Origin of the sequence: Sphingopyxis sp. H053 (assembly GCF_001468225.1) — a bacterium.
GTDB lineage: Bacteria > Pseudomonadota > Alphaproteobacteria > Sphingomonadales > Sphingomonadaceae > Sphingopyxis.
Window position 1 is genome coordinate 125,061 of sequence record NZ_LNRU01000009.1, and the last position, 17,875, is coordinate 142,935.

Below are 17,875 nucleotides of genomic sequence, written 5' to 3' on the forward strand. Positions count from 1 at the left end.
AGGTGCTGTTAGCGTCCGCGCCGACGAAAGGCAATGGCCAGCGCGAGCAACAGCAACGCAAACCCGACCGGCAGCATGTTGCCATAGCGCGCGAAGAGCGTGGGGGCATGCGCCTTCGGAACGAAGGTGTCGATGCGTCCCGCCGCATGCATCGGCAGCGATTCGACGATGCGGCCGTCGGCATCGATGACGGCGCTGATTCCCGTCGGGGTCGCGCGCACGACCGGCAACCCTTCCTCGATTGCGCGGAGCCGCGCTTGCGCCAGATGTTGCGGCGGGCCCCAGCCGCCGAACCAGGCATCGTTCGAGGGATTGAAGATGAAATCGGGGCGGTGCGCCCGGTCGACCACCTGGCCTGAAAAGATGATCTCGTAGCAGATTTGCAGCCCGGCCCGACCAAAGGCGCCGAGGTCGAGGGTGCGGGCGCCGGGGCCCGGCCAGAAATCGATGTCGCCGGGGGCGAGCCGCGACAGGCCGATCGCCGACAGGATCGGGCGCATCGGCAGATATTCGCCGTAAGGGACAAGATGCGCCTTGTCGTAGCGCGGGCCGAGCGTGCCGTCGGCATGGACCGTCATCACCGCGTTGCGCGCGCCGACGACATCGCCCGTCTTGTCGAGTTCGAGCTTGAGCGCACCCAGAAGCATCAGGTCGTCGGGGTTCATCAGTTTGATGAGCCGCATACGCGCCTCGACGGGCGAGCGATCGTAATAAGGGGCGGGATAGCCCGCTTCGAGATAATCGGGCACCGCCGCCTCGGGCCACAGGATCAGGCGCGGCGTGTCATCCTTCGGCGTCGTCAGACGCGCGAGCTTTTCGAAATTGAGGTCGGCCTTGCTGCCCTCCCATTTGTCTTCCTGTCCGACATTGGGCTGGACGACGGTGATGGGGATGCGCTGCGTACCCTTAACGCGAACGGCGGCATCGACGTTGCTGCCCGTTTGCGACAGAAATGCCGCACCCCATAGGGCGAGCAGACTACCGAAAAGCGTGGCTGCGGCGACACGGCGATGAAACCACGCTAGGATCATCACCGCCGCGAACAGGCAGACGATCGCGCTCATGCCATATGTGCCAATCCAGCCAGCGGGCGCGGCAACGTGCGGGACGGCAATCACCCCCAAGGGGTTCCATGCGAAGCCGGTGAAAATCCAGCTGCGAAGCCATTCGGTGAGCGCCCAGAGGCCGGCGAAGGCCAGCAGGTAGGACGGCGCCGCAAAATGCGCGTCTGCCTTGGGCTTCATCATCCACGCGCCCCAGGCCGCAAGCGCCGGATAGACGGCAAGATACAGCGACAACAGGCCGACTGCGATCCACCCGAGCCATGCGGGCATTGCCGCCTGATAGGTGAAGGCGGTTGCGATCCAGTTGAGGCCGACGACGAAATGGCCGACGCCGAACGCCCAGCCGATACCCAGCGCGCGCGAACCCTTGGGGCTGCGCGCGACGAGCGCCATCCAGCCGGCGAGCGCGAGCAGGGTCAGCGGCCAGAGGTGGAGCGGCGCGAAGCCGGTTGCCGAAACGGCACCGAGCGTCAGGGCAAGAAGCTTTGGCCAGCGGTCGGCGAAAGCAGCGATGCGGGAGGATGTCGCGGTCACGCGCGCTCTATTAGCCGCGCGGAGGGGCTACGACAATGAGGCTTGCACGCATCCCACGAGGAACGTCCCGGACCGATTTCAACCGCTTCTTACGTGATCCCCGGCGAAGGCCGGGGCCCAGAGCGTAATAACGCAACGCCAGCTTTTCACCGCTCTGGGCCCCGGCCTTCGCCGGGGATCACAGGATGGAGCCAATGTCGGCCTCCACCCCAAAGCCGCCTTCAACAATACCCCGTCATCTTAGAGCATATATTTCATCTTGATCGACTGGCGCATATCGCCCGCGACCGCGAAACTTGCCGATTTGAAGCTCGGCGGGCCGACGGTGATCGCCGGATTGCGCGAAAAGCCGAAGCCTTCCTTGGGCACGAAGATCGCGACATCCATCTTGTTGTTGCTGTTCTCGTCATGGACGACCGCGATCGCATAGGTGCCGGTCGCGGGCGCGTGGACCGCGAAATCGCCGGCGTCGGCGGCTTTCACCGCCATGCGCACCGACCCCTTGTCCTTGCTGCAGTCGGGAAATGCTTTGGGGTTGGTGGTCAGGCAGACGAGGATTTGTCCCTTCGCGCTGCGCAGCCCGGTAACGCTGACCTCAACTGTTGGAGCGGGCGTCGGTGGCGGCGCTGCCGCGGCGGCCAGCAGCGCGGCCGAAATGACCAAGGCCAAGGTCCGTGCCGCACGCCTTGTCCCAGAAGCGGAAATAGAGACCATAATTCCCCCGGTAAGCGGCGTGATGCTGCTCGTGATGTGTCGCGGTTATCAGCCAGCGGCCGGCGGGTCCATGAACAAGCGCGCGCGGGAACATCTCCCACCCCATATGATTGCCGACCCCCATGATCGTCATGATCGCGAGCACGAGCCCCAGCATCGCGACATGGATCGGGATCAGAAAGACGAGCGCGGGGATGACGATTGCGCCGGTGATTGCCTCCAGCGGATGAAAGCTCATCGCCGCCCACGCGGTCGGCGGGCGGCTTTCGTGATGGACGCTGTGCGCGACGCGGAACAAGGCTGGCCGGTGCATCCAGCGGTGCGTCCAGTAAAACCATGTGTCGTGGATCAGCAGATAGGCGAAGAGGCTAAGCGGCAGATACCAGAGCGGAAAGGCGCCCCAATCACTGTAGATGCGCGTCCAGCCATGCGCCTGCCACCCCCACGCGACGACGCCCGCCGGAACCCCGTAAATCGCGGCGCTCGCAAGGCTCCACCCGACCTCGCGGCGCATCTGCGGCTCGAGCCCGCGATAGAGGCCGGGGTGCTTCCACTGCGTCGCGAGGGCGAAGCCGCCGCTGGTGATCAGATAGCGCACGCCGACGATCGCGGTCATCGCGAGCGCGGACAAAAGGATCGGCCAGCCGGTCATGACGCAAGGCTAGCCGCTCGCCGCCGCGTTGCAATGGCTTTGCGCCCGCGCGTTCGCGTGGCTAAGGCAGGGGAATGGTGGGGCCGAGCAACGATAAATGCGACATCGCGATCGTCGGCGGCGGGCTCGCCGGCGGGCTCGCGGCGCTTGCTCTCGCGGCGAAGCGCCCCGACCTCGACGTACGGCTGATCGAGCCGGGGCCGATCGGCGGCAATCATATCTGGTCCTTTTTCGACAGCGACATCGCAAAGAAGGACCGCTGGCTCGTCGCGCCGCTCGTGCGTTATCACTGGACGGCGTACGATGTCCGTTTTCCCTCGCACGAGCGCAAAGTGCGCATGGGATACAAGAGCATAACCGGCGAAGCACTCGCCGATGCTGTCATCGCGGCGCTGCCGGCGGGGCATATCATCGCCGACAAGGCCAAGCATGTCGCGCCCGACCATGTGCTGCTGTCGCGCGGCGGGCGGCTGTCGGCCAAGCATGTGATCGACGCGCGCGGCGGAGGCAAATTCCCGACCCTCGACTGCGGCTGGCAGAAGTTCGTCGGGCAGGCGCTGACGGTGAAGGGCGGGCACGGCGTCGAGCAGCCCGTCGTGATGGACGCGACCGCCCCACAGCTCGATGGCTATCGCTTCGTCTACCTGCTGCCCTTCGATGCCGAGACATTGTTCGTCGAGGACACCTATTACAGCGACGACGCCGATCTCGATGCCCCGGTCGTACGCGAACGGATCGCGGCCTATGCAGCGGCGCAGGGCTGGGACGTCGCGGCGACGACGCGCGAGGAAAGCGGCGTGCTTCCCGTCGTGATCGCGGGCGATTTCGACCGGCTGTGGCCCGCATCCGACCGCACCGCACGGATCGGGGTGCGCGCGGGCGCCTTCCATGCGACCACCGGCTACTCGCTTCCCGATGCCGTGCGTACCGCATCATCGCTGCCCGGGCTCGTCGATCGCGCCGACCTTCCCGCCATCCTCCGCAATCGCGCGGCGGCGTCGTGGCGGCGCCAGCGCTTCTACCGCATGCTCGGCGCGATGGCGTTCCGCGCGGCCGATCCGGGCGAGCGCTACCGCATCTTCGAGCGCTTCTACCGCCTGTCGCCGGGCCTGATCGCGCGCTTCTATGCCGGGCGCTCGACCACGGCGGACAAGCTGCGCATCCTGTCGGGCAGGCCCCCGGTGCCGATCGGCCGCGCGATTTCCGCGTTGTGGAAACGCGACTGGCGATGACGCGCCGCGCGATCGTCGTCGGCGCGGGTTTCGGCGGGCTCGCGCTCGCGATCCGGCTCCAGTCGGCGGGCGTCGAAACGACGATCGTCGAAGCGCGCGACAAGCCCGGCGGGCGCGCGTACCACTGGATGAAGGACGGCTTTACCTTCGACGCGGGCCCAACCGTGATCACCGATCCGCCCTGTTTGCAGGAACTATGGGCGCTGAGCGGACAGGAGATGGCGCAGGACGTCGACCTCGTCCCGGTGATGCCCTTTTACCGTCTCAATTGGCCCGACGGCACGAACTTCGATTATTCGAACGACGAGGCCGCGCTCCGTGCCGAAATCGCCAAGCTCCATCCCGCCGACGTCGCCGGCTACGACCGCTTCCTCGAATATTCGAAGGGGGTGTACGAGCAGGGTTATGTGAAGCTCGGTGCGGTCGCCTTTCTCGACTTCGCCTCGATGATCAAAGCGGCGCCCGCGCTGATGAAATATCGGGCGTGGCGCAGCGTCTATTCGATCGTGTCATCTTATGTGCAGGACGAGCGGCTGCGGCAGGCTTTGTCGTTCCATACCCTGCTCGTCGGCGGCAACCCGATGACGACGAGCGCGATTTATGCGCTCATCCACACGATCGAGAAAGAAGGCGGAGTCTGGTTCGCGCGTGGCGGCACCAATGCGCTGGTGCGCGGCATGGTGCGGCTGTTCGAGCGGCTCGGTGGGGCGCTGCGGCTCGGCGACCCGGTGGCGAAGATCGAAACCACAGGCGACTGCGTCACGGGCGTGACGACGCAAGGCGGCTGGTACGGCGACGCCGATATGGTCGCGTGTAACGGCGACCTGATGCACAGCTACCAGACGTTGCTCGCCGACCATCCGCGCGGGAGCAAAGTTGCGAAAAGCCTCGCGCGCAAACGCTGGTCGCCCTCGCTCTTCGTCGTCCATTTCGGCGTGAAGGGCAGCTATCCCGATATCGCGCATCACAGCATCCTGTTCGGCCCGCGCTACAAGGGGCTGCTGGGCGATATTTACGGCGGCGTGATCCCCGACGACTTCTCGCTCTACCTTCACCATCCCAGCATCACCGATCCAGGCATGGCGCCGCCGGGTCATTCCGCCTTCTACGCGCTCGCCCCTGTCGCGCATCTGGGCAAGGCCAAAGCCGACTGGGACGGCGCATTCGGCGAGCGCTTCGCCGACGCGATCCTCGAAGAGGTCGAACGCCGCGTCGCCCCCGGCCTCCGTGCGAACCTCGTCACGCGCTTCCACTACACCCCTGCCGATTTCCACCGCGACCTGTCGGCGCATCTCGGCAGCGCGTTCAGCCTCGAGCCCGTGCTGTGGCAAAGCGCGTGGTTCCGCGCGCACAACCGCGACGATGTGATTTCCAACCTTTACTTCGTCGGCGCGGGGACGCATCCGGGCGCGGGTATCCCGGGGGTCGTCGGCAGCGCCAAGGCGACCGCCAATCTGATGTTGGAAGGTTCCAAGCAGTGAGTTCCAAAGTCGAATGCCCTTGTTGTCGGTTTTTCACGATCGAGGCGCACGCAGACTATGAAATATGCCCTGTCTGCTATTGGGAAGATGATGGGCAAGATGATTTGGATGCAGATGAGGTGCGCGGTGGACCGAACGGAAATTTGAGTCTGAACCAAGCTCGGAAGAACTTTTTGCAGTTTGGGGCCTGTGAGGAAAAAATGCTTGGTCATGTAAGGCCGCCAACTGAAGTTGAGAGACAGAAATGAAACGCCTTGCCGTCTATTGCGGGTCCGCGACCCCCGAAGATCCGATCTATATCGAGACCGCGCGCCACGTCGGTCGCACCTTGGCCGAGCGCGGCATCGGCGTCGTCTATGGCGGCGGCCGATTGGGGCTGATGGGCGCGGTCGCCGACAGCGCGCTGGAGGCGGGCGGCGAAGTGATCGGCATCATCCCCGAAGCGCTCGTCGGCGCCGAGGTCGCACACCGCGGCTGCACCGAACTCCACGTCGTTTCGGGCATGCACGAACGCAAGAAGATGTTCACCGACCTCTCCGACGGTTTTCTCACCATTCCCGGCGGCGTCGGGACGATGGACGAACTGTGGGAAGCGATCAGCTGGGCGCAGCTCGGCTATCATACCAAGCCGGTCGGGTTGCTCAACGCCGCGGGCTTCTACAACGACCTTATCGCGTTCAATCGCAACATGATCGAGGTCGGCTTCATCCGCCCCGCGCACGCCGGGATCATGATCGTCGACGCCGGGCTCGACGATTTGCTCGAAAAAATGGCGGCTTATGTCCCGCACAAGACGATTTTCGCGATGAAGGCCGAAAATCTGTAATGAGTGAGGCGGGGGCCTATGATGCACATGCCCTCCACGGTTTCGCGCACGACAGCATCGCGCGCGGATCGAAAAGCTTCGCGCTGGCCAGCCAGCTCTTCGACCGCGAAACGCGCGAGCGGGTGTGGTTGCTCTATGCCTGGTGCCGCGCCGCCGACGATCTGACCGACGGGCAGGATCATGGCGGCGCGATGAAGCCGGACCATGATCCGGTCGCCGCGGTCGCGCATATCCGGGCGCAGACCGATAAGGCCTTTGCCGGGCAGCCGATGGGCGACATGGCGTTCGACGCGCTCGGCTTCCTGCTGACCGAGGTCGCTATTCCGCGCTGGGTGGTCGACGATATCGTCGCGGGCTTCGAACTCGACGCGAAGGACTGGCGCCCGCGCAGCGAGGCAGACCTGCTCCGCTACTCCTACCATGTCGCGGGCGCGGTCGGGGTCGCGATGGCGCTCGTCATGGGCATCGATCCCGCCGACGAGACGACGCTCGACCGCGCCTCGGACCTGGGCATCGCGTTCCAGCTCGCCAATATCGCGCGCGATGTGGCCGAGGATGCCGCCGCCGACCGATGTTACCTGCCGGTCGAATGGCTGGTCGAACTCGACATCCCGCCCGGCCAGCACATGCACCCCGCCTTTCGCGGGCGCCTGTCGGTGATGGCGCGATGGCTGTCCGAAATGGCCGAGGAATATGAGGCATCGGCGCGTTGGGGCGCGCGCAAGCTGCCCCCGCGCAGCCGCTGGGCGGTGCTTGCCGCCGCGGGCATCTATGGCGATATCGTGCGTGAAGTGCGTGCGCGCGGCGACCATGCGTGGGATCACCGCGCCGCATCGAGCCTCTTCGCCAAGCTCGGCTGGGTCGCGCGCGCGGGCTGGTCGGTGCTGCGCCGCCCGCCGCAGCGGCGGATCAGCCGCGAGGGGCTGTGGACGCGCCCCAGACACGTCGAGCGCCACGGGGCCAGCGAATGAGCTATCTCGAGTGGATCGCCGCGGCGTTCGTGCTGACCAATGTCGCACTCGTCGCACTGCGCAGCGTGTGGAACTATCCCTTCGCGCTCGTCGCGGTCACTCTCTACGCCTTCGTCTTTTTCGAGGCGAAACTTTACAGCGACATGCTGCTCCAGGGCTTTTTCTTCGCGCTCAATCTCTATGGCTGGGCCGCCTGGATGCGCGCGCGCGATGACAGCGGGGTGCCGGTGCGCTGGATGACCGAGCGTGCGCGGCGAGGCTGGGCGCTTACGACGATCGCCGCGTGGGCGGGGTGGAGCTTTGCGATGGACCGCTATACCGACGCGGCCGCGCCGTGGATCGACGGGGCGATCGCGATGCTCAGCATCACCGCGCAATGGCTGCTCGCGCGGCGCCGCGTCGAAAGCTGGTTCCTCTGGATCCTCGTCGACCTGATCGCGGTGCCGCTGTTCGCGTCGCGCGGGCTTTACGCGACCAGCGCGGTCTATGTCGTGCTGCTCGGCCTGTCGATCGACGGCCTGCTCCAGTGGCGACGCGCGGCGGCCGCGGGCAGGGCAGCGATATGACGCGCCATATCTGCCTCCATGGCGCCGAAAGCACGGGCAAATCGACGCTCGCGCCGCGGCTCGCGCTTCAGCTCGGCGGGCTCGTCGTCCCCGAATATGGCCGCACCTATGCCGAGGCGAACGGCACCAATCTCGACGAGGTCGACCTGCTCGCGATCTTCGACGGCCATCGCGCCGCGACCCGGGAGGCGCTTGCGCAGCGGCCCGATTGGCTGGTTTCGGACACCGATCCGCTGATGACGCAGGCGTGGGCAATCATGCTGCTCGGCCGCCGTCTGCCCGAGATCGACTTGTGGGACGAGGTCGCTGACCTCTATCTCGTCCCCGCGATGGACCTTTCGTGGGAAGAGGACGGCACGCGCCTGTTCGGCAGCGAACTCGCGCGGGCGCAATTCATGGAGGTCGCGATCGGCGAGCTCGACCGGCGCAAACTCAAATGGGCCTGGGTCGAGGGCGAAGGCGATGCGCGGCTGCAAAGCGCGCTGGCGGCGATTGAGGCAGCAGGGTTGGCCTGAGCGAATCTGCGGATGTGGTGAGTGTCGGCTTTGGAGTGGGAGCTGGCGTCGTCTCCTTTCTCTTCGTCACCCCGGACTTGATCCGGGGTCCCGCTTGATGTCGAAGCCAGTCGGTGCCTCAAAAAAAAGCGGGATCCCGGATCAAGTCCGGGATGACGATAAATAGGAACGGCAACTAGCGGTCGAAAGCCGACGGCCCAGAAGCTACCGCGCGTACGCGTCCCTTAACTCGCGTTTCAACACCTTGCCGATGGGGCTGCGCGGCAGTTCGTCGACGACCGTGATCGCGCTCAACCGCTGCGTCTTGCCGACCTTGGCGTTGCAATCGGCGCGCACGGCCTCGGCCTCGGCGCCGTCCTTCAGCACGACGAACGCGACGGGCGTCTCGCCCCATTCCTCGCTCGGCATGCCGACCACCGCCGCTTCGACGACGCGCTCATCGGCAATCAATATCGCCTCCAGGTCGCTCGGGAAAATGTTGAACCCGCCCGAGATGATCATGTCCTTTGCGCGGTCCATCAAGGTCAGGAAGCCGTCCTCGTCGATCCGGCCGATGTCGCCGTGGCGATAGAAGAGATTTCCCTCGGCGTCGTACCAGTGCATCGCCTTGGTCGCGTCGGGACGGTTGTTATATCCCGTCATCATCGCGGGGCTGCGGCCGACGACTTCGCCGACCGATCCTTGCGGCAGCTCGTTGCCGTCCTCGTCGATCACCTTTGCGATATGTCCCGGCGCGGGCTTGCCGACCGTGTGCAATTTGTCGGGGAATTGATGCGCCTCGAGGATGAACGCCGCGCCGCCTTCGGTCATGCCGTAAATCTCGACGAGCCCGCCCGGCCAGCGCCGGAGCACATCGGCCTTGAGCGCCGCGGCGAAGGGCGCCGAGGTGCAATATTTCACGACGAAGCTGGAGAGGTCGAAGTCGCCGAAATCGTCGAGCGCCATGATCCGGCGATACTGCACCGGGACCAGCATCGTGTTCGTCGCGCGCTCGCGCGCCGCGAGCTCAAGGAAGCCGCGCGCGTCGAATTTCTTCATCAAGACGACCTGCCCGCCCGACCCGACGGTCGGCATGAAGCTCGCCATCGTCGTGTTCGAATAGAGCGGGGTCGACAGGATTGTCACGGCATTGGGGCCATAAGCGGGGGCGCCACGGATGATGTGCTGCCAGCGCATCGCATGGCTGTGGATGATGCCCTTGGGCGTGCCGGTGGTGCCCGACGAATAAATGATGTTGAAGCCGTCATCGGGCAGAATCTCGACCGGTGCGGGCTTCGCCCCCGCGAGCGACAGCCAGGCGTCGAGCGGTGTTCCGGCGTCGCTGCCATCCATCGCGATCAGGTCGCTCGCGGTGATGACATGGCCTTCGAGGCTCGTCTTTGCCGCACTGTCGAGGAACAGGTGGCGCGCACCGGTGTCGGCGATCATCGCCGCCATCTGCTCGCCCGTCGCGCTGTTGGTGACGAGCCCCGCGACCCCGCCGGCGCGCAGGGTGCCGAGGATCACCGCCATCTGCTCGACGCTGTTGAGGCCGGCGATCGCGGTGCGGTTGCCTTTCGCGAATCCGTCCTGCTGCAACCGCGCGGCGATTCGGTCGGTCAATTGATCCAGTTCGGACCAGCTCAGCCGCCGCAGCGCGTCGGCAGCCGCTACGGCATCGGGACGCTCCGCGGCATGAGCACGGACAAGGTCGGGCAGGGTGGCGAAGTCGCCGTCAAGCATTTCGATACTGGTCATGACCCATGGGTTAGCACAGCCGAAAGGCGGTGCAATGCCGGTGGGGCGGCGGGGCGCTAGGGTCAGGATCTACCAAATGCGCGTTCGAGGTTTGAAGCGATTTTGCTCAGGGCGAGAAGGCAAGGCGCAGGCATATGAGAATATTCCAAGACTTGCCGACGAAGCCATGGGCAAAATCGGTCAAATCCCGAAGGGACGCCGAAATGGCTTCGATCTCAGGCCCGCGCGGCCTTGCGGGTAGCGATGCTACCCGCTGCATCCGCTCGAGCCCGATATCTTCGCCATTTCGACGCCTCGAACGCGCATTTGGTAGGTCCTGACCCTGGATGTTGCGTCGACGACGGGGGATGCGGATGGCATCATCGGATATTGCCGGGCAAGGCGACCGGAAGTTGCTGGTCGCCGTCCATCATCCCGTGCCTGCACGGGCCGATGTCCTCGGTGCGGCGATCGAGGCCGCGGGTTTGGCGGTGCAATTCCTGCCACCGCATGTGAGCGACCTGCGCCCTTGGGTCGACAGTTGCTTCAATCTGTTGCTTATCAATCCCTTCCTCGACTGGCAGGAGCCGTCCGAGTTCGTCCGGTTGGCGTCGTCGATTGCCGGGCGCCGGCCGCTGATCGCCTTGTCCGACCGCGACTCGCTCGACGACCGGATGGTCGCGCTCGGCGCGGGCGCCGACGATGCGGTGGGCTGGACCGACAATCTCCCCGAAGTGCTCGCGCGGGTTGCCAGCCTGCTGCGCCGCAGCCGCATCGCCGCCGGGCAGCTCGGCGAGGGAGAACTCAGCATCGATCTGATCGACCGGCGCGTCGAGCGCGCGGGCCAGATCATCCGTTTGCCGCTCCGCGAATTCGACCTGCTCGCGAACCTTGCGCGTGTGCCCGACCGGCCGCTGTCGCGCGGCGCGCTGCTCCGCGCGGTGTGGCGGCTCGATTTCGATCCCGGCACCAATCGGGTCGAGGTGCACATGTCGCGGCTGCGCGCCAAGGTCGATCGGGGGTTCGACTGGCCGATGCTGCGCACGGTGAAGGGCATGGGTTACGCGCTGCGGTCGCGTCCGGATTAATCCTCCCTGTCGCGCAGCGATGGGGAGGGGGACCGCCGCGAAGCGGTGGTGGAGGGGCCGCAACGTCGCGTCCCGCCCCTCCGTCAGCCTCTTCGAGGCTGCCACCTCCCCATGCCTCCGGCACAGGGAGGATCGAAGATTTGATCGACGTGCCGCTCGGATTTGCCCCTTCTTGATCGCTATCCTGTCACGAGCCCCAGCTTGCTTGACCGAAAGTTTCAGGTTGCTACTGATCTTCGACATAAAGAAAGCAACGATTCCCGGAGATGATGCCCGATGCACCCCTCAGTCCACGCCCGCGCCAATCCCGATAAAGCCGCGATCATCGTCGCCGAGACGGGGGAGGCGATCAGCTATGGCGAACTCGATGCGGCGTCGAACCGCGCGGCGCAGCTCTTTCGCTCGCACGGGTTGGGGCATGAAGATGTCGTCGCCTTCATGCTCGACAACACCCCGCATTATTATGGGCTGACCTGGGGTGCGCAGCGCGCGGGGCTCCGCTATGTCTGCATCTCGTCGCGGCTGACGCAGGACGAGACCGACTATATCCTCGAAAATTCGGGCGCGCAGATTCTGATCGTGTCGGCGAGCCTTGCGGGCGCCGCGCAGCAGCTGACGACCGGGATCAAGCGCTTCGCGATGGGCGGCGACATACCGGGCTATGAAAGCTGGGAAGACGCCGTCGCCGCGATGCCCGCGACGCCGGTGGCCGACGAGCGCGCCGGGGTCGACATGCTCTATTCGTCGGGCACCACCGGCCGGCCCAAGGGGGTGCGCGTACCGCTGCCCGAAGACCCCGCGATCGACGCGACGAACAGCCTCGTCATGCTCGCCTCGGCGATATTCCAGATCAACGCCGACAGCATCTATCTGTCGCCGGCGCCGCTCTATCACGCCGCGCCGCTGCGCTGGTCGATGACCGTCCACCGCCTCGGCGGCACCGTCGTGCTGATGAAGAAATTCGATCCCGAGACCGCGCTGGCGCACATCGAAAAATATCGCGTGAACGCCAGCCAATGGGTCCCGACGCATTTCGTGCGCATGCTCAAGCTGCCGAACGAGGTTCGCACGCGCTACGACACCTCTTCATTGAAGGTTGCGATCCACGCGGCCGCCCCGTGCCCGGTGCCGGTCAAGCAGGCGATGATCGACTGGTGGGGGCCGGTATTGTTCGAATATTATGCCGGCTCCGAGGGCAATGGCATGACCTTCATCTCCAGCGCCGACTGGCTGACGCACAAGGGCAGCGTCGGCCGCCCGATCCTCGGCGCGATCCATATCATGGGCGAGGATAACGAGACCGAGCTTGGCGCGAACGAAGAAGGCGCGGTTTTCTTCGAAAGCGAAAATGTCTTCGAATATCATGGGGATAATGAAAAAACGGCGTCGAGCCGCAACTCGAAGGGCTGGTCGACCCTCGGCGATGTGGGCAAAGTTGATGAAGATGGCTTCCTCTATTTGACCGACCGCAAGAGCTTCATGATCATCTCGGGCGGGGTGAACATCTATCCGCAGGAAATCGAGAATCACCTCGTCACCCATCCGAAGGTTGCCGATGTCGCGGTCGTCGGCGGCCCGCACGACGAAATGGGCGAGGAAGTGATCGCTGTGATCCAGCCCGCCGACATGGCCGACGCGACCGATGCCTTCCGCGACGAGTTGCTGACCTATGCGCGCGAAAAATTGTCGGGGGTGAAGATTCCGCGCCGCATTGATTTCATGGAAGCGCTGCCGCGCCACGACACGGGCAAGCTCTACAAGCGCCTGCTCCGCGACCAATATTGGGAAAAGGCAAAGGCGGAGGCCTGATCCGATGAGCGCGCGCGTCGAATTTTTCTTCGACCTTTCTTCGCCGTGGACCTGCCTCGCGTTCCATAACCTGCCGGGTGTACTCGAACGGACGGGCGCGGCGGCGGTCTATCGGCCGATCCTTGTCGGCGGGGTGTTCAATGCGGTGAATCCCGCCGTCTATGCGGCGCGCGAACAGGTCGACAACCGGCGGCTGACGCACAGCTGGAAAATCCTGAAGGACTGGGCGCGGCTCGCGGGCGTGCCGATGAATTTCCCTTCGGAGTGGCATCCGGCAAAAAGCATCGCGGCGATGCGTTTCTGCTGCGCGCTCGAAGCGGATCAGGCGGCGCTCGTTCGCTTCGCGCGCGGTGCCTTCGCGAGCTATTTCGACCGGCAGGAAAATCTCGACGACCCCGCCGTACTCGCAGCGGCCGCCGATGCCGAGGGGCTGGGCGGCGCGGCGCTCGCCGCCGCGGCGGGCAGCGATGCGGTCAAGGCGCGGCTGCGCGCGAATACCGATGAAGTCATCGCGCGCGGCGGCTATGGTTCGCCGACGATCTTCGTCGATAGGGACGACATGTATTTTGGCAACGACCAGCTTCCGCTCGTCGAGGCCGCGCTCACACGCTGAAAAGGACTCTCCCGTGAAAGACCGTATTTCGATCACCATGCTCGAAGGCGGGATCGCCGATGTCCGGCTGATCCGCGCCGACAAGATGAATGCGCTCGACCCCGCAATGTGGGAGGCGCTCGCCGAGGCGGTCGATCAACTCAAGGCGACCGCGGGGCTCCGCGTCGTCGTCCTCTCGGGCGAAGGCCGCGCCTTCTGCGCCGGGCTCGACCTCTCGAGCCTCAGCAACGATCGTGATCCGGGCGCGGGCAGCGCGGGCGGCAGCCTGTCCGACCGGACACGTGGGATCGCGAACAATGCCCAATACGCCGCGTGGGGCTGGCGCGAAATCCCGGTGCCAGTGATCGCGGCGGTTCATGGCGTCGCGTTCGGCGCGGGGAGCCAGATCATGGCCGCGGCCGACATCCGTATCGTCCACCCCGACACGCGCATCGCGATCATGGAGATGCGTTGGGGCCTTGTCCCCGATGTCGCCGGCATGGCGCTGTGGCGCACGCAGGTCGCCGACGATGTGCTTCGCGAGATGATCTATACCAACCGCGAATTCAACGGCTCGGAAGCGAAGCTGCTGGGCTTCGCGACGCATGTGTCGGACGATCCGCTCGCGAAAGCGATGGAACTCGCCCAAGTGATCGCCGACAAGAACCCGCACGCGATCCGCGGTGCGAAGCGGCTCTGCAATATGCTTGCTGATGCGAGCGATGCCGAAATCCTGCAGGCCGAAAGCGACGAGCAGGTGAAGGTCATCCGCACCCCGAACCAGATGGAAGCGGTGATGGCGGGGATGCAGAAGCGGAAGCCGAACTTCGTGGATTGAGTCGACGCCCGATCTCCGTTCGTGTCGAGCGAAGTCGAGACACCCATCGAGATGACGCCAAGCCGCGAGGCATCTCGACTTCGCTCGATGCGAACGGATTTTGGGGGTTAAACCAGATTTAGAAACCGCGCCGCATTATCCCAGTCGCGTTTGTGGATGGCGCGTGCTTTTTGCGCTTCGCTGTCCGCGCCCCAGCGGCGTTCCTGATAGAGCTCGTCGAGGCTCACGGTCTCCCATAAGGCGTCGGCGTCGAACACGTTTTCGAGCAAGGCGAGGCCCGCGACGAGCGATCCGCCGATCGTCACCAGCGGCGTCAGCGCGGTGATCCGCCATGCGTCCTGCACGAAAACCGCACCCTGCAACACCGCAACCGTCGCCTCGGGCTGGTCGACCGGCAGCACGCCCTGCGTCAGGGTGAATTCGATGCCGTAGCGTGCCTCGGCCCAGGCGAGCAGCGGGTTCCATGCCGCCGCCTGCTCGGCCTGCAGCGCGGCATCGCGCGCGTCGCGATAGCAGAAGAGATCGCTCTGCGCATAAGCGGCGACCGGCGCGGCGAAGGCGGCGAGGTCGGGTGTCGCCAGATCGATCGCGGCGTTGGTCAGGCCTGTCATCGGCATGGCGGCCGGATCGATCGTCTCGCCCACGTTGCGCCATTCGGCGGCGATCGCTTCGGCGAGTGCGGCGCTTGCGACGGCGAGCGGTGCGCGTTGCGGCGTGCGCACCGGCCGGCCGTCGAGCGCGATGCCCCAGCCGCCGTCCTCGGGGGCGACGGCGACCTCTTTCCAGAAGCGCTTCAAGGGTTTTTGGGCGAACGCCAGCGGCGCGCGAGCAGCAGCGGCATGACCGCGAAATCGAACGCGCCGACCAGCACGATCGCGGCGCCGATCCAGCGGTCGGTCGGCTGGCCCGCGAGCGTGAAACCGCCGCTGATCAGGATGAAACCGATCATCGCGAAGGCGGCGCCCATCAGGCGCATCGCGGAGATCGCAAAGAAACGTTTTTTGGCGAGTGCGTCGTCGGTTTGGGTCATGCACCCTCCCTATCGCCGCCAAGGTGGCGCATCAACTGCGCGAGCGCGCCATGGCCGGTCGCCTCGACGCCCTCGATCACGCGCCCGCGTTCCGCGGCGGACTTGTTCTGCGACAGTTTGATCGTCGGGCGCCACGCCGCGATCCGCATTTCGAAGCCGGTAATGGCGCCGGTCATCTTGCTGAACAGCGCCGGGTTCATCTTGTCGCGCGTCCACGGCGGGCTCGCACCGGCGCGCGCTTCATGCGCCGCGGACAGCGTGTCGAGCTGCGCGACCAGTTCGGCGTCGTCGAGTTTGCGGGCGACGCCTTCCATCTCGATCGCGACATAATTCCACGTCGGCACCTGATCGGCGTCGGCGTACCAGCTCGCGCTGACATAGGCATCGGGGCCCTGCACGACCGCCAGCGCGTTCGCGCCGCCCAGGTGGCGGGTGAGCGCGTTGCCGCGCGCGAGGTGGAATTGCAGCGTCGCCCGGTCGTCGCTCAGCACCACCGGCGCATGCGCGACGCGCGGCCCGTCGGGGGTGCTCGCAAAGATCGCGGCAAAACCGATCTCGCGCACGAGCAATTCGGCGAGATCCTCCTGCCGCGGGCGGAAGGCGGCGTTCGGGTGCATCAGCTCGCTTTGGGCGGGCGCGCCGGATGCTTCTTGGCGCTTGGTTTCTTGCCCGCGGGTTTCCCGGGCGCCGGCTTGCCCGGTTTCGCCTTCGCCTTGGGCTTCGGCTTGCCGACGAAATCGGTCGGCTTGCTCTCGGCGGTGCGGCCGCGCCGCTCGCCGCGCCGCGCCTTGCGGATCTGCTTGCTGTGCGCCTTCGCCTGCGCCTTCAGCGCCGATTTTGGCGGCGGGCCTTTCTCGGTCGGGTCGATCCCGACCTCGCCGAGCAGCAGGTCGAAACCGAGCGCGTCGAGGCTCGCTGCGAAATGCTCGGGCACCTCGGCGCTGATATCGATCGCGCCGCCGTCGGGGTGGTCGATGCGCAAACGGCGACTGTGGAGGTGCATCTTGCGGCTGATCGTGCCGGTCAGGAACGCACCCTTGCCGCCATATTTGCCGTCGCCGACGATCGGATGGCCGATCGCCGCCATATGGACGCGCAGCTGGTGGGTACGCCCGGTCAGCGGCTGCAGTTCGACCCACGCCGCGCTGTTGCCCGCCCGCTCGATCACGCGATAGCGCGTCTTCGATGCGAGGCCGCTGTCATGGACGTGCATTTTCTCGCCGCCCGACCCCGGCTGCTTGGCGAGCGGCAGGTCGATTTCGCCCTGCTGGATGTCGGGAACGCCGACGATCAGCGCCCAATAGGTCTTCTTCGCGCTGCGGTTCGAAAAGCTCTTGGCGAAATAGGCCGCGGCCTTCGGCGTCCGCGCAACGAGGAGCGCGCCCGACGTGTCCTTGTCGAGCCGGTGGACGAGCTTGGGGCGCGTCGGGCCATCGAATTTCAGCGCGTCGAGCAGGCCGTCGACATGCTGCTCGGTCTTGGTGCCGCCCTGCGTTGCGAGCCCGGGAAGCTTGTTGAGCACGATCGCACTGGCATCGCGGTGGATGAGCATCCCGGTCGCCAGCTCGATATCGGCATCGGTCAGCGGACGACCCTTGCGCGCCGGACGCGCCGCAGTCTCGACCGGCGGTGTCGGCATGACGAGTTTCTGCCCGGTCGCGATCCGGTCCGACACATCGGCCTTTTTGCCGTCGAGCGTCAGCTGTCCCGATCGCGCCCAGCGCGCGAGCAGTGCGTGCGGCGTTCCTTCGCGGTGGCGCTTGAACCAGCGGTCGAGCCGGATGCCGTCGTCTTCCTCGGCGATGGTGGCGCCGTCGAGATTGGCTTTGGCGTCGCTCATGCCGGCACCTGCCGCACGATGAAGAGGCCGAGCCCGCAGGCGGCAATCGCGCCGACTACCGACGCGAGGACATAGGCGGCCGCCTGAGCGTTTTGACCGCGTTCGAAGAGCATCCAATATTCCATGCTGAAAGAGGAGAAGGTGGTGAAGCCGCCGAGAATCCCGACGCCGACGAACAGCCGCGTCGTATCGCCGCCGCCGCTGCGCACGAGCCAGCCGACGAGCAGGCCCATCAACAGGCTGCCGACGATATTGATCGACAGCGTGCCCCACGGGAAGGCCGGACCGAACCGCGCGAGCATCGCCTGCCCGACCAGATGGCGGGCGCCGGCGCCGATCGCGCCGCCGATCATGACGGGAAACAGGCTGTTCATGCGCCCGCCCTAGCCCGAAACGGGCGTGAGGCA

General features: G+C 65.8%; 20 protein-coding genes. 11 read left to right on the plus strand and 9 right to left on the minus strand.

Translation table 11 applies throughout. The annotated features are described in order from the left end of the window. Window positions 1–8 precede the first annotated feature (8 nt). The 3 genes from lnt to ATE70_RS17935 form a co-directional block, all read right to left on the minus strand. Window positions 9–1,598, minus strand: coding sequence for an apolipoprotein N-acyltransferase (lnt, locus tag ATE70_RS17925; protein ID WP_082639842.1), 1,590 nt, complete (start codon window positions 1,596–1,598; stop codon window positions 9–11). 240 nt (window positions 1,599–1,838) lie between these two features. Continuing rightward, window positions 1,839–2,261, minus strand: a complete 423-nt coding sequence (locus ATE70_RS17930) for a DUF2141 domain-containing protein (protein ID WP_082639841.1) — start codon at window positions 2,259–2,261, stop codon at window positions 1,839–1,841. Beyond that, on the minus strand, window positions 2,194–2,964 hold the full coding sequence (locus ATE70_RS17935; protein ID WP_058539122.1) for a sterol desaturase family protein: 771 nt from the start codon (window positions 2,962–2,964) through the stop codon (window positions 2,194–2,196). The genes ATE70_RS17930 and ATE70_RS17935 overlap by 68 nt, the downstream gene beginning before the upstream one ends. Window positions 2,965–3,038: 74 nt before the next feature. On the opposite strand from ATE70_RS17935, the gene crtY reads away from it, so the two are divergent. The 7 genes from crtY to ATE70_RS17965 are packed head-to-tail and all read left to right on the plus strand — an operon-like array spanning window position 3,039 to window position 8,555. Further along, window positions 3,039–4,196, plus strand: a complete 1,158-nt coding sequence (gene crtY, locus ATE70_RS17940) for a lycopene beta-cyclase CrtY (protein ID WP_058539123.1) — start codon at window positions 3,039–3,041, stop codon at window positions 4,194–4,196. After that, window positions 4,193–5,677 carry a phytoene desaturase gene (locus ATE70_RS17945; protein ID WP_058539124.1) on the plus strand — a complete coding sequence of 495 codons (1,485 nt, stop codon included), beginning with the start codon at window positions 4,193–4,195 and terminating at the stop codon, window positions 5,675–5,677. Before crtY ends, ATE70_RS17945 begins: the two co-directional genes overlap by 4 nt. After that, entirely contained in the window at window positions 5,674–5,925 is a 252-nt protein-coding gene (locus tag ATE70_RS25855; protein ID WP_082639839.1) for a CPCC family cysteine-rich protein, read from the plus strand. The genes ATE70_RS17945 and ATE70_RS25855 overlap by 4 nt, the downstream gene beginning before the upstream one ends. Beyond that, window positions 5,922–6,503, plus strand: coding sequence for a TIGR00730 family Rossman fold protein (locus ATE70_RS17950; RefSeq protein WP_058539125.1), 582 nt, complete (start codon window positions 5,922–5,924; stop codon window positions 6,501–6,503). Before ATE70_RS25855 ends, ATE70_RS17950 begins: the two co-directional genes overlap by 4 nt. Beyond that, window positions 6,503–7,474 carry a phytoene/squalene synthase family protein gene (locus tag ATE70_RS17955; RefSeq protein ID WP_082639837.1) on the plus strand — a complete coding sequence of 324 codons (972 nt, stop codon included), beginning with the start codon at window positions 6,503–6,505 and terminating at the stop codon, window positions 7,472–7,474. The genes ATE70_RS17950 and ATE70_RS17955 overlap by 1 nt, the downstream gene beginning before the upstream one ends. After that, on the plus strand, window positions 7,471–8,040 hold the full coding sequence (gene pnuC, locus ATE70_RS17960; RefSeq protein ID WP_058539126.1) for a nicotinamide riboside transporter PnuC: 570 nt from the start codon (window positions 7,471–7,473) through the stop codon (window positions 8,038–8,040). Before ATE70_RS17955 ends, pnuC begins: the two co-directional genes overlap by 4 nt. Next, the gene (locus tag ATE70_RS17965; RefSeq protein ID WP_058539174.1) at window positions 8,037–8,555 is read left to right on the plus strand and encodes an AAA family ATPase; all 519 of its coding nucleotides are present in this window, start codon (window positions 8,037–8,039) and stop codon (window positions 8,553–8,555) included. The genes pnuC and ATE70_RS17965 overlap by 4 nt, the downstream gene beginning before the upstream one ends. 204 nt (window positions 8,556–8,759) lie before the next feature. Here the strand turns inward: ATE70_RS17965 and ATE70_RS17970 are convergent, their stop codons facing one another. Beyond that, on the minus strand, window positions 8,760–10,292 hold the full coding sequence (locus ATE70_RS17970) for a class I adenylate-forming enzyme family protein (RefSeq protein ID WP_058539127.1): 1,533 nt from the start codon (window positions 10,290–10,292) through the stop codon (window positions 8,760–8,762). A gap of 353 nt (window positions 10,293–10,645) precedes the next feature. Between ATE70_RS17970 and ATE70_RS25500 the strand changes: the two genes are divergently transcribed. From ATE70_RS25500 to ATE70_RS17990, 4 genes are all read left to right on the plus strand, one after another. After that, the gene (locus ATE70_RS25500) at window positions 10,646–11,359 is read left to right on the plus strand and encodes a response regulator transcription factor (RefSeq protein WP_058539128.1); all 714 of its coding nucleotides are present in this window, start codon (window positions 10,646–10,648) and stop codon (window positions 11,357–11,359) included. 276 nt (window positions 11,360–11,635) lie between these two features. Next, the gene (locus ATE70_RS17980) at window positions 11,636–13,168 is read left to right on the plus strand and encodes an acyl-CoA synthetase (RefSeq protein WP_058539129.1); all 1,533 of its coding nucleotides are present in this window, start codon (window positions 11,636–11,638) and stop codon (window positions 13,166–13,168) included. A gap of 4 nt (window positions 13,169–13,172) precedes the next feature. Next, window positions 13,173–13,781 carry a 2-hydroxychromene-2-carboxylate isomerase gene (locus ATE70_RS17985; RefSeq protein WP_058539130.1) on the plus strand — a complete coding sequence of 203 codons (609 nt, stop codon included), beginning with the start codon at window positions 13,173–13,175 and terminating at the stop codon, window positions 13,779–13,781. Between the two features lie 13 nt (window positions 13,782–13,794). Beyond that, window positions 13,795–14,598, plus strand: coding sequence for a crotonase/enoyl-CoA hydratase family protein (locus tag ATE70_RS17990; protein ID WP_058539131.1), 804 nt, complete (start codon window positions 13,795–13,797; stop codon window positions 14,596–14,598). A 107-nt stretch (window positions 14,599–14,705) separates the two neighbouring features. On the opposite strand, the gene ATE70_RS17995 is transcribed toward ATE70_RS17990, so the two are convergent. The 5 genes from ATE70_RS17995 to crcB are packed head-to-tail and all read right to left on the minus strand — an operon-like array spanning window position 14,706 to window position 17,842. Beyond that, window positions 14,706–15,395 (minus strand): ATP12 family chaperone protein, encoded by a 690-nt coding sequence (locus tag ATE70_RS17995; RefSeq protein WP_058539132.1) that lies wholly within the window; start codon window positions 15,393–15,395, stop codon window positions 14,706–14,708. Further along, a complete protein-coding gene (locus ATE70_RS18000) occupies window positions 15,392–15,628 on the minus strand; it encodes a hypothetical protein (RefSeq protein WP_058539133.1) in 237 nt (78 codons plus the stop codon). The genes ATE70_RS17995 and ATE70_RS18000 overlap by 4 nt, the downstream gene beginning before the upstream one ends. Next, window positions 15,625–16,245: an FMN-binding negative transcriptional regulator gene (locus ATE70_RS18005; protein ID WP_058539134.1), complete on the minus strand. Its 621-nt coding sequence runs from the start codon at window positions 16,243–16,245 to the stop codon at window positions 15,625–15,627. Before ATE70_RS18005 ends, ATE70_RS18000 begins: the two co-directional genes overlap by 4 nt. Beyond that, window positions 16,245–17,468 (minus strand): RluA family pseudouridine synthase, encoded by a 1,224-nt coding sequence (locus tag ATE70_RS18010; protein ID WP_058539135.1) that lies wholly within the window; start codon window positions 17,466–17,468, stop codon window positions 16,245–16,247. Before ATE70_RS18010 ends, ATE70_RS18005 begins: the two co-directional genes overlap by 1 nt. Beyond that, window positions 17,465–17,842 carry a fluoride efflux transporter CrcB gene (gene crcB, locus ATE70_RS18015; protein ID WP_058539136.1) on the minus strand — a complete coding sequence of 126 codons (378 nt, stop codon included), beginning with the start codon at window positions 17,840–17,842 and terminating at the stop codon, window positions 17,465–17,467. The genes ATE70_RS18010 and crcB overlap by 4 nt, the downstream gene beginning before the upstream one ends. Between the last annotated feature and the right edge of the window lie 33 nt (window positions 17,843–17,875).

Excerpts from the sequence above, each read along its gene's own strand:
- ATE70_RS17935 (WP_058539122.1), bottom strand. The coding sequence starts at position 2,964 with ATGACCGGCTGGCCGATCCTTTTGTCCGCGCTCGCGATGACCGCGATC.
- crtY (WP_058539123.1), top strand. The coding sequence starts at position 3,039 with ATGGTGGGGCCGAGCAACGATAAATGCGACATCGCGATCGTCGGCGGC.
- ATE70_RS17945 (WP_058539124.1), top strand. The coding sequence starts at position 4,193 with ATGACGCGCCGCGCGATCGTCGTCGGCGCGGGTTTCGGCGGGCTCGCG.
- ATE70_RS17950 (WP_058539125.1), top strand. The coding sequence starts at position 5,922 with ATGAAACGCCTTGCCGTCTATTGCGGGTCCGCGACCCCCGAAGATCCG.
- ATE70_RS17955 (WP_082639837.1), top strand. The coding sequence starts at position 6,503 with ATGAGTGAGGCGGGGGCCTATGATGCACATGCCCTCCACGGTTTCGCG.
- pnuC (WP_058539126.1), top strand. The coding sequence starts at position 7,471 with ATGAGCTATCTCGAGTGGATCGCCGCGGCGTTCGTGCTGACCAATGTC.
- ATE70_RS17965 (WP_058539174.1), top strand. The coding sequence starts at position 8,037 with ATGACGCGCCATATCTGCCTCCATGGCGCCGAAAGCACGGGCAAATCG.
- ATE70_RS17970 (WP_058539127.1), bottom strand. The coding sequence starts at position 10,292 with ATGACCAGTATCGAAATGCTTGACGGCGACTTCGCCACCCTGCCCGAC.
- ATE70_RS25500 (WP_058539128.1), top strand. The coding sequence starts at position 10,646 with ATGGCATCATCGGATATTGCCGGGCAAGGCGACCGGAAGTTGCTGGTC.
- ATE70_RS17980 (WP_058539129.1), top strand. The coding sequence starts at position 11,636 with ATGCACCCCTCAGTCCACGCCCGCGCCAATCCCGATAAAGCCGCGATC.
- ATE70_RS17985 (WP_058539130.1), top strand. The coding sequence starts at position 13,173 with ATGAGCGCGCGCGTCGAATTTTTCTTCGACCTTTCTTCGCCGTGGACC.
- ATE70_RS18000 (WP_058539133.1), bottom strand. The coding sequence starts at position 15,628 with ATGACCCAAACCGACGACGCACTCGCCAAAAAACGTTTCTTTGCGATC.
- ATE70_RS18005 (WP_058539134.1), bottom strand. The coding sequence starts at position 16,245 with ATGCACCCGAACGCCGCCTTCCGCCCGCGGCAGGAGGATCTCGCCGAA.
- ATE70_RS18010 (WP_058539135.1), bottom strand. The coding sequence starts at position 17,468 with ATGAGCGACGCCAAAGCCAATCTCGACGGCGCCACCATCGCCGAGGAA.
- crcB (WP_058539136.1), bottom strand. The coding sequence starts at position 17,842 with ATGAACAGCCTGTTTCCCGTCATGATCGGCGGCGCGATCGGCGCCGGC.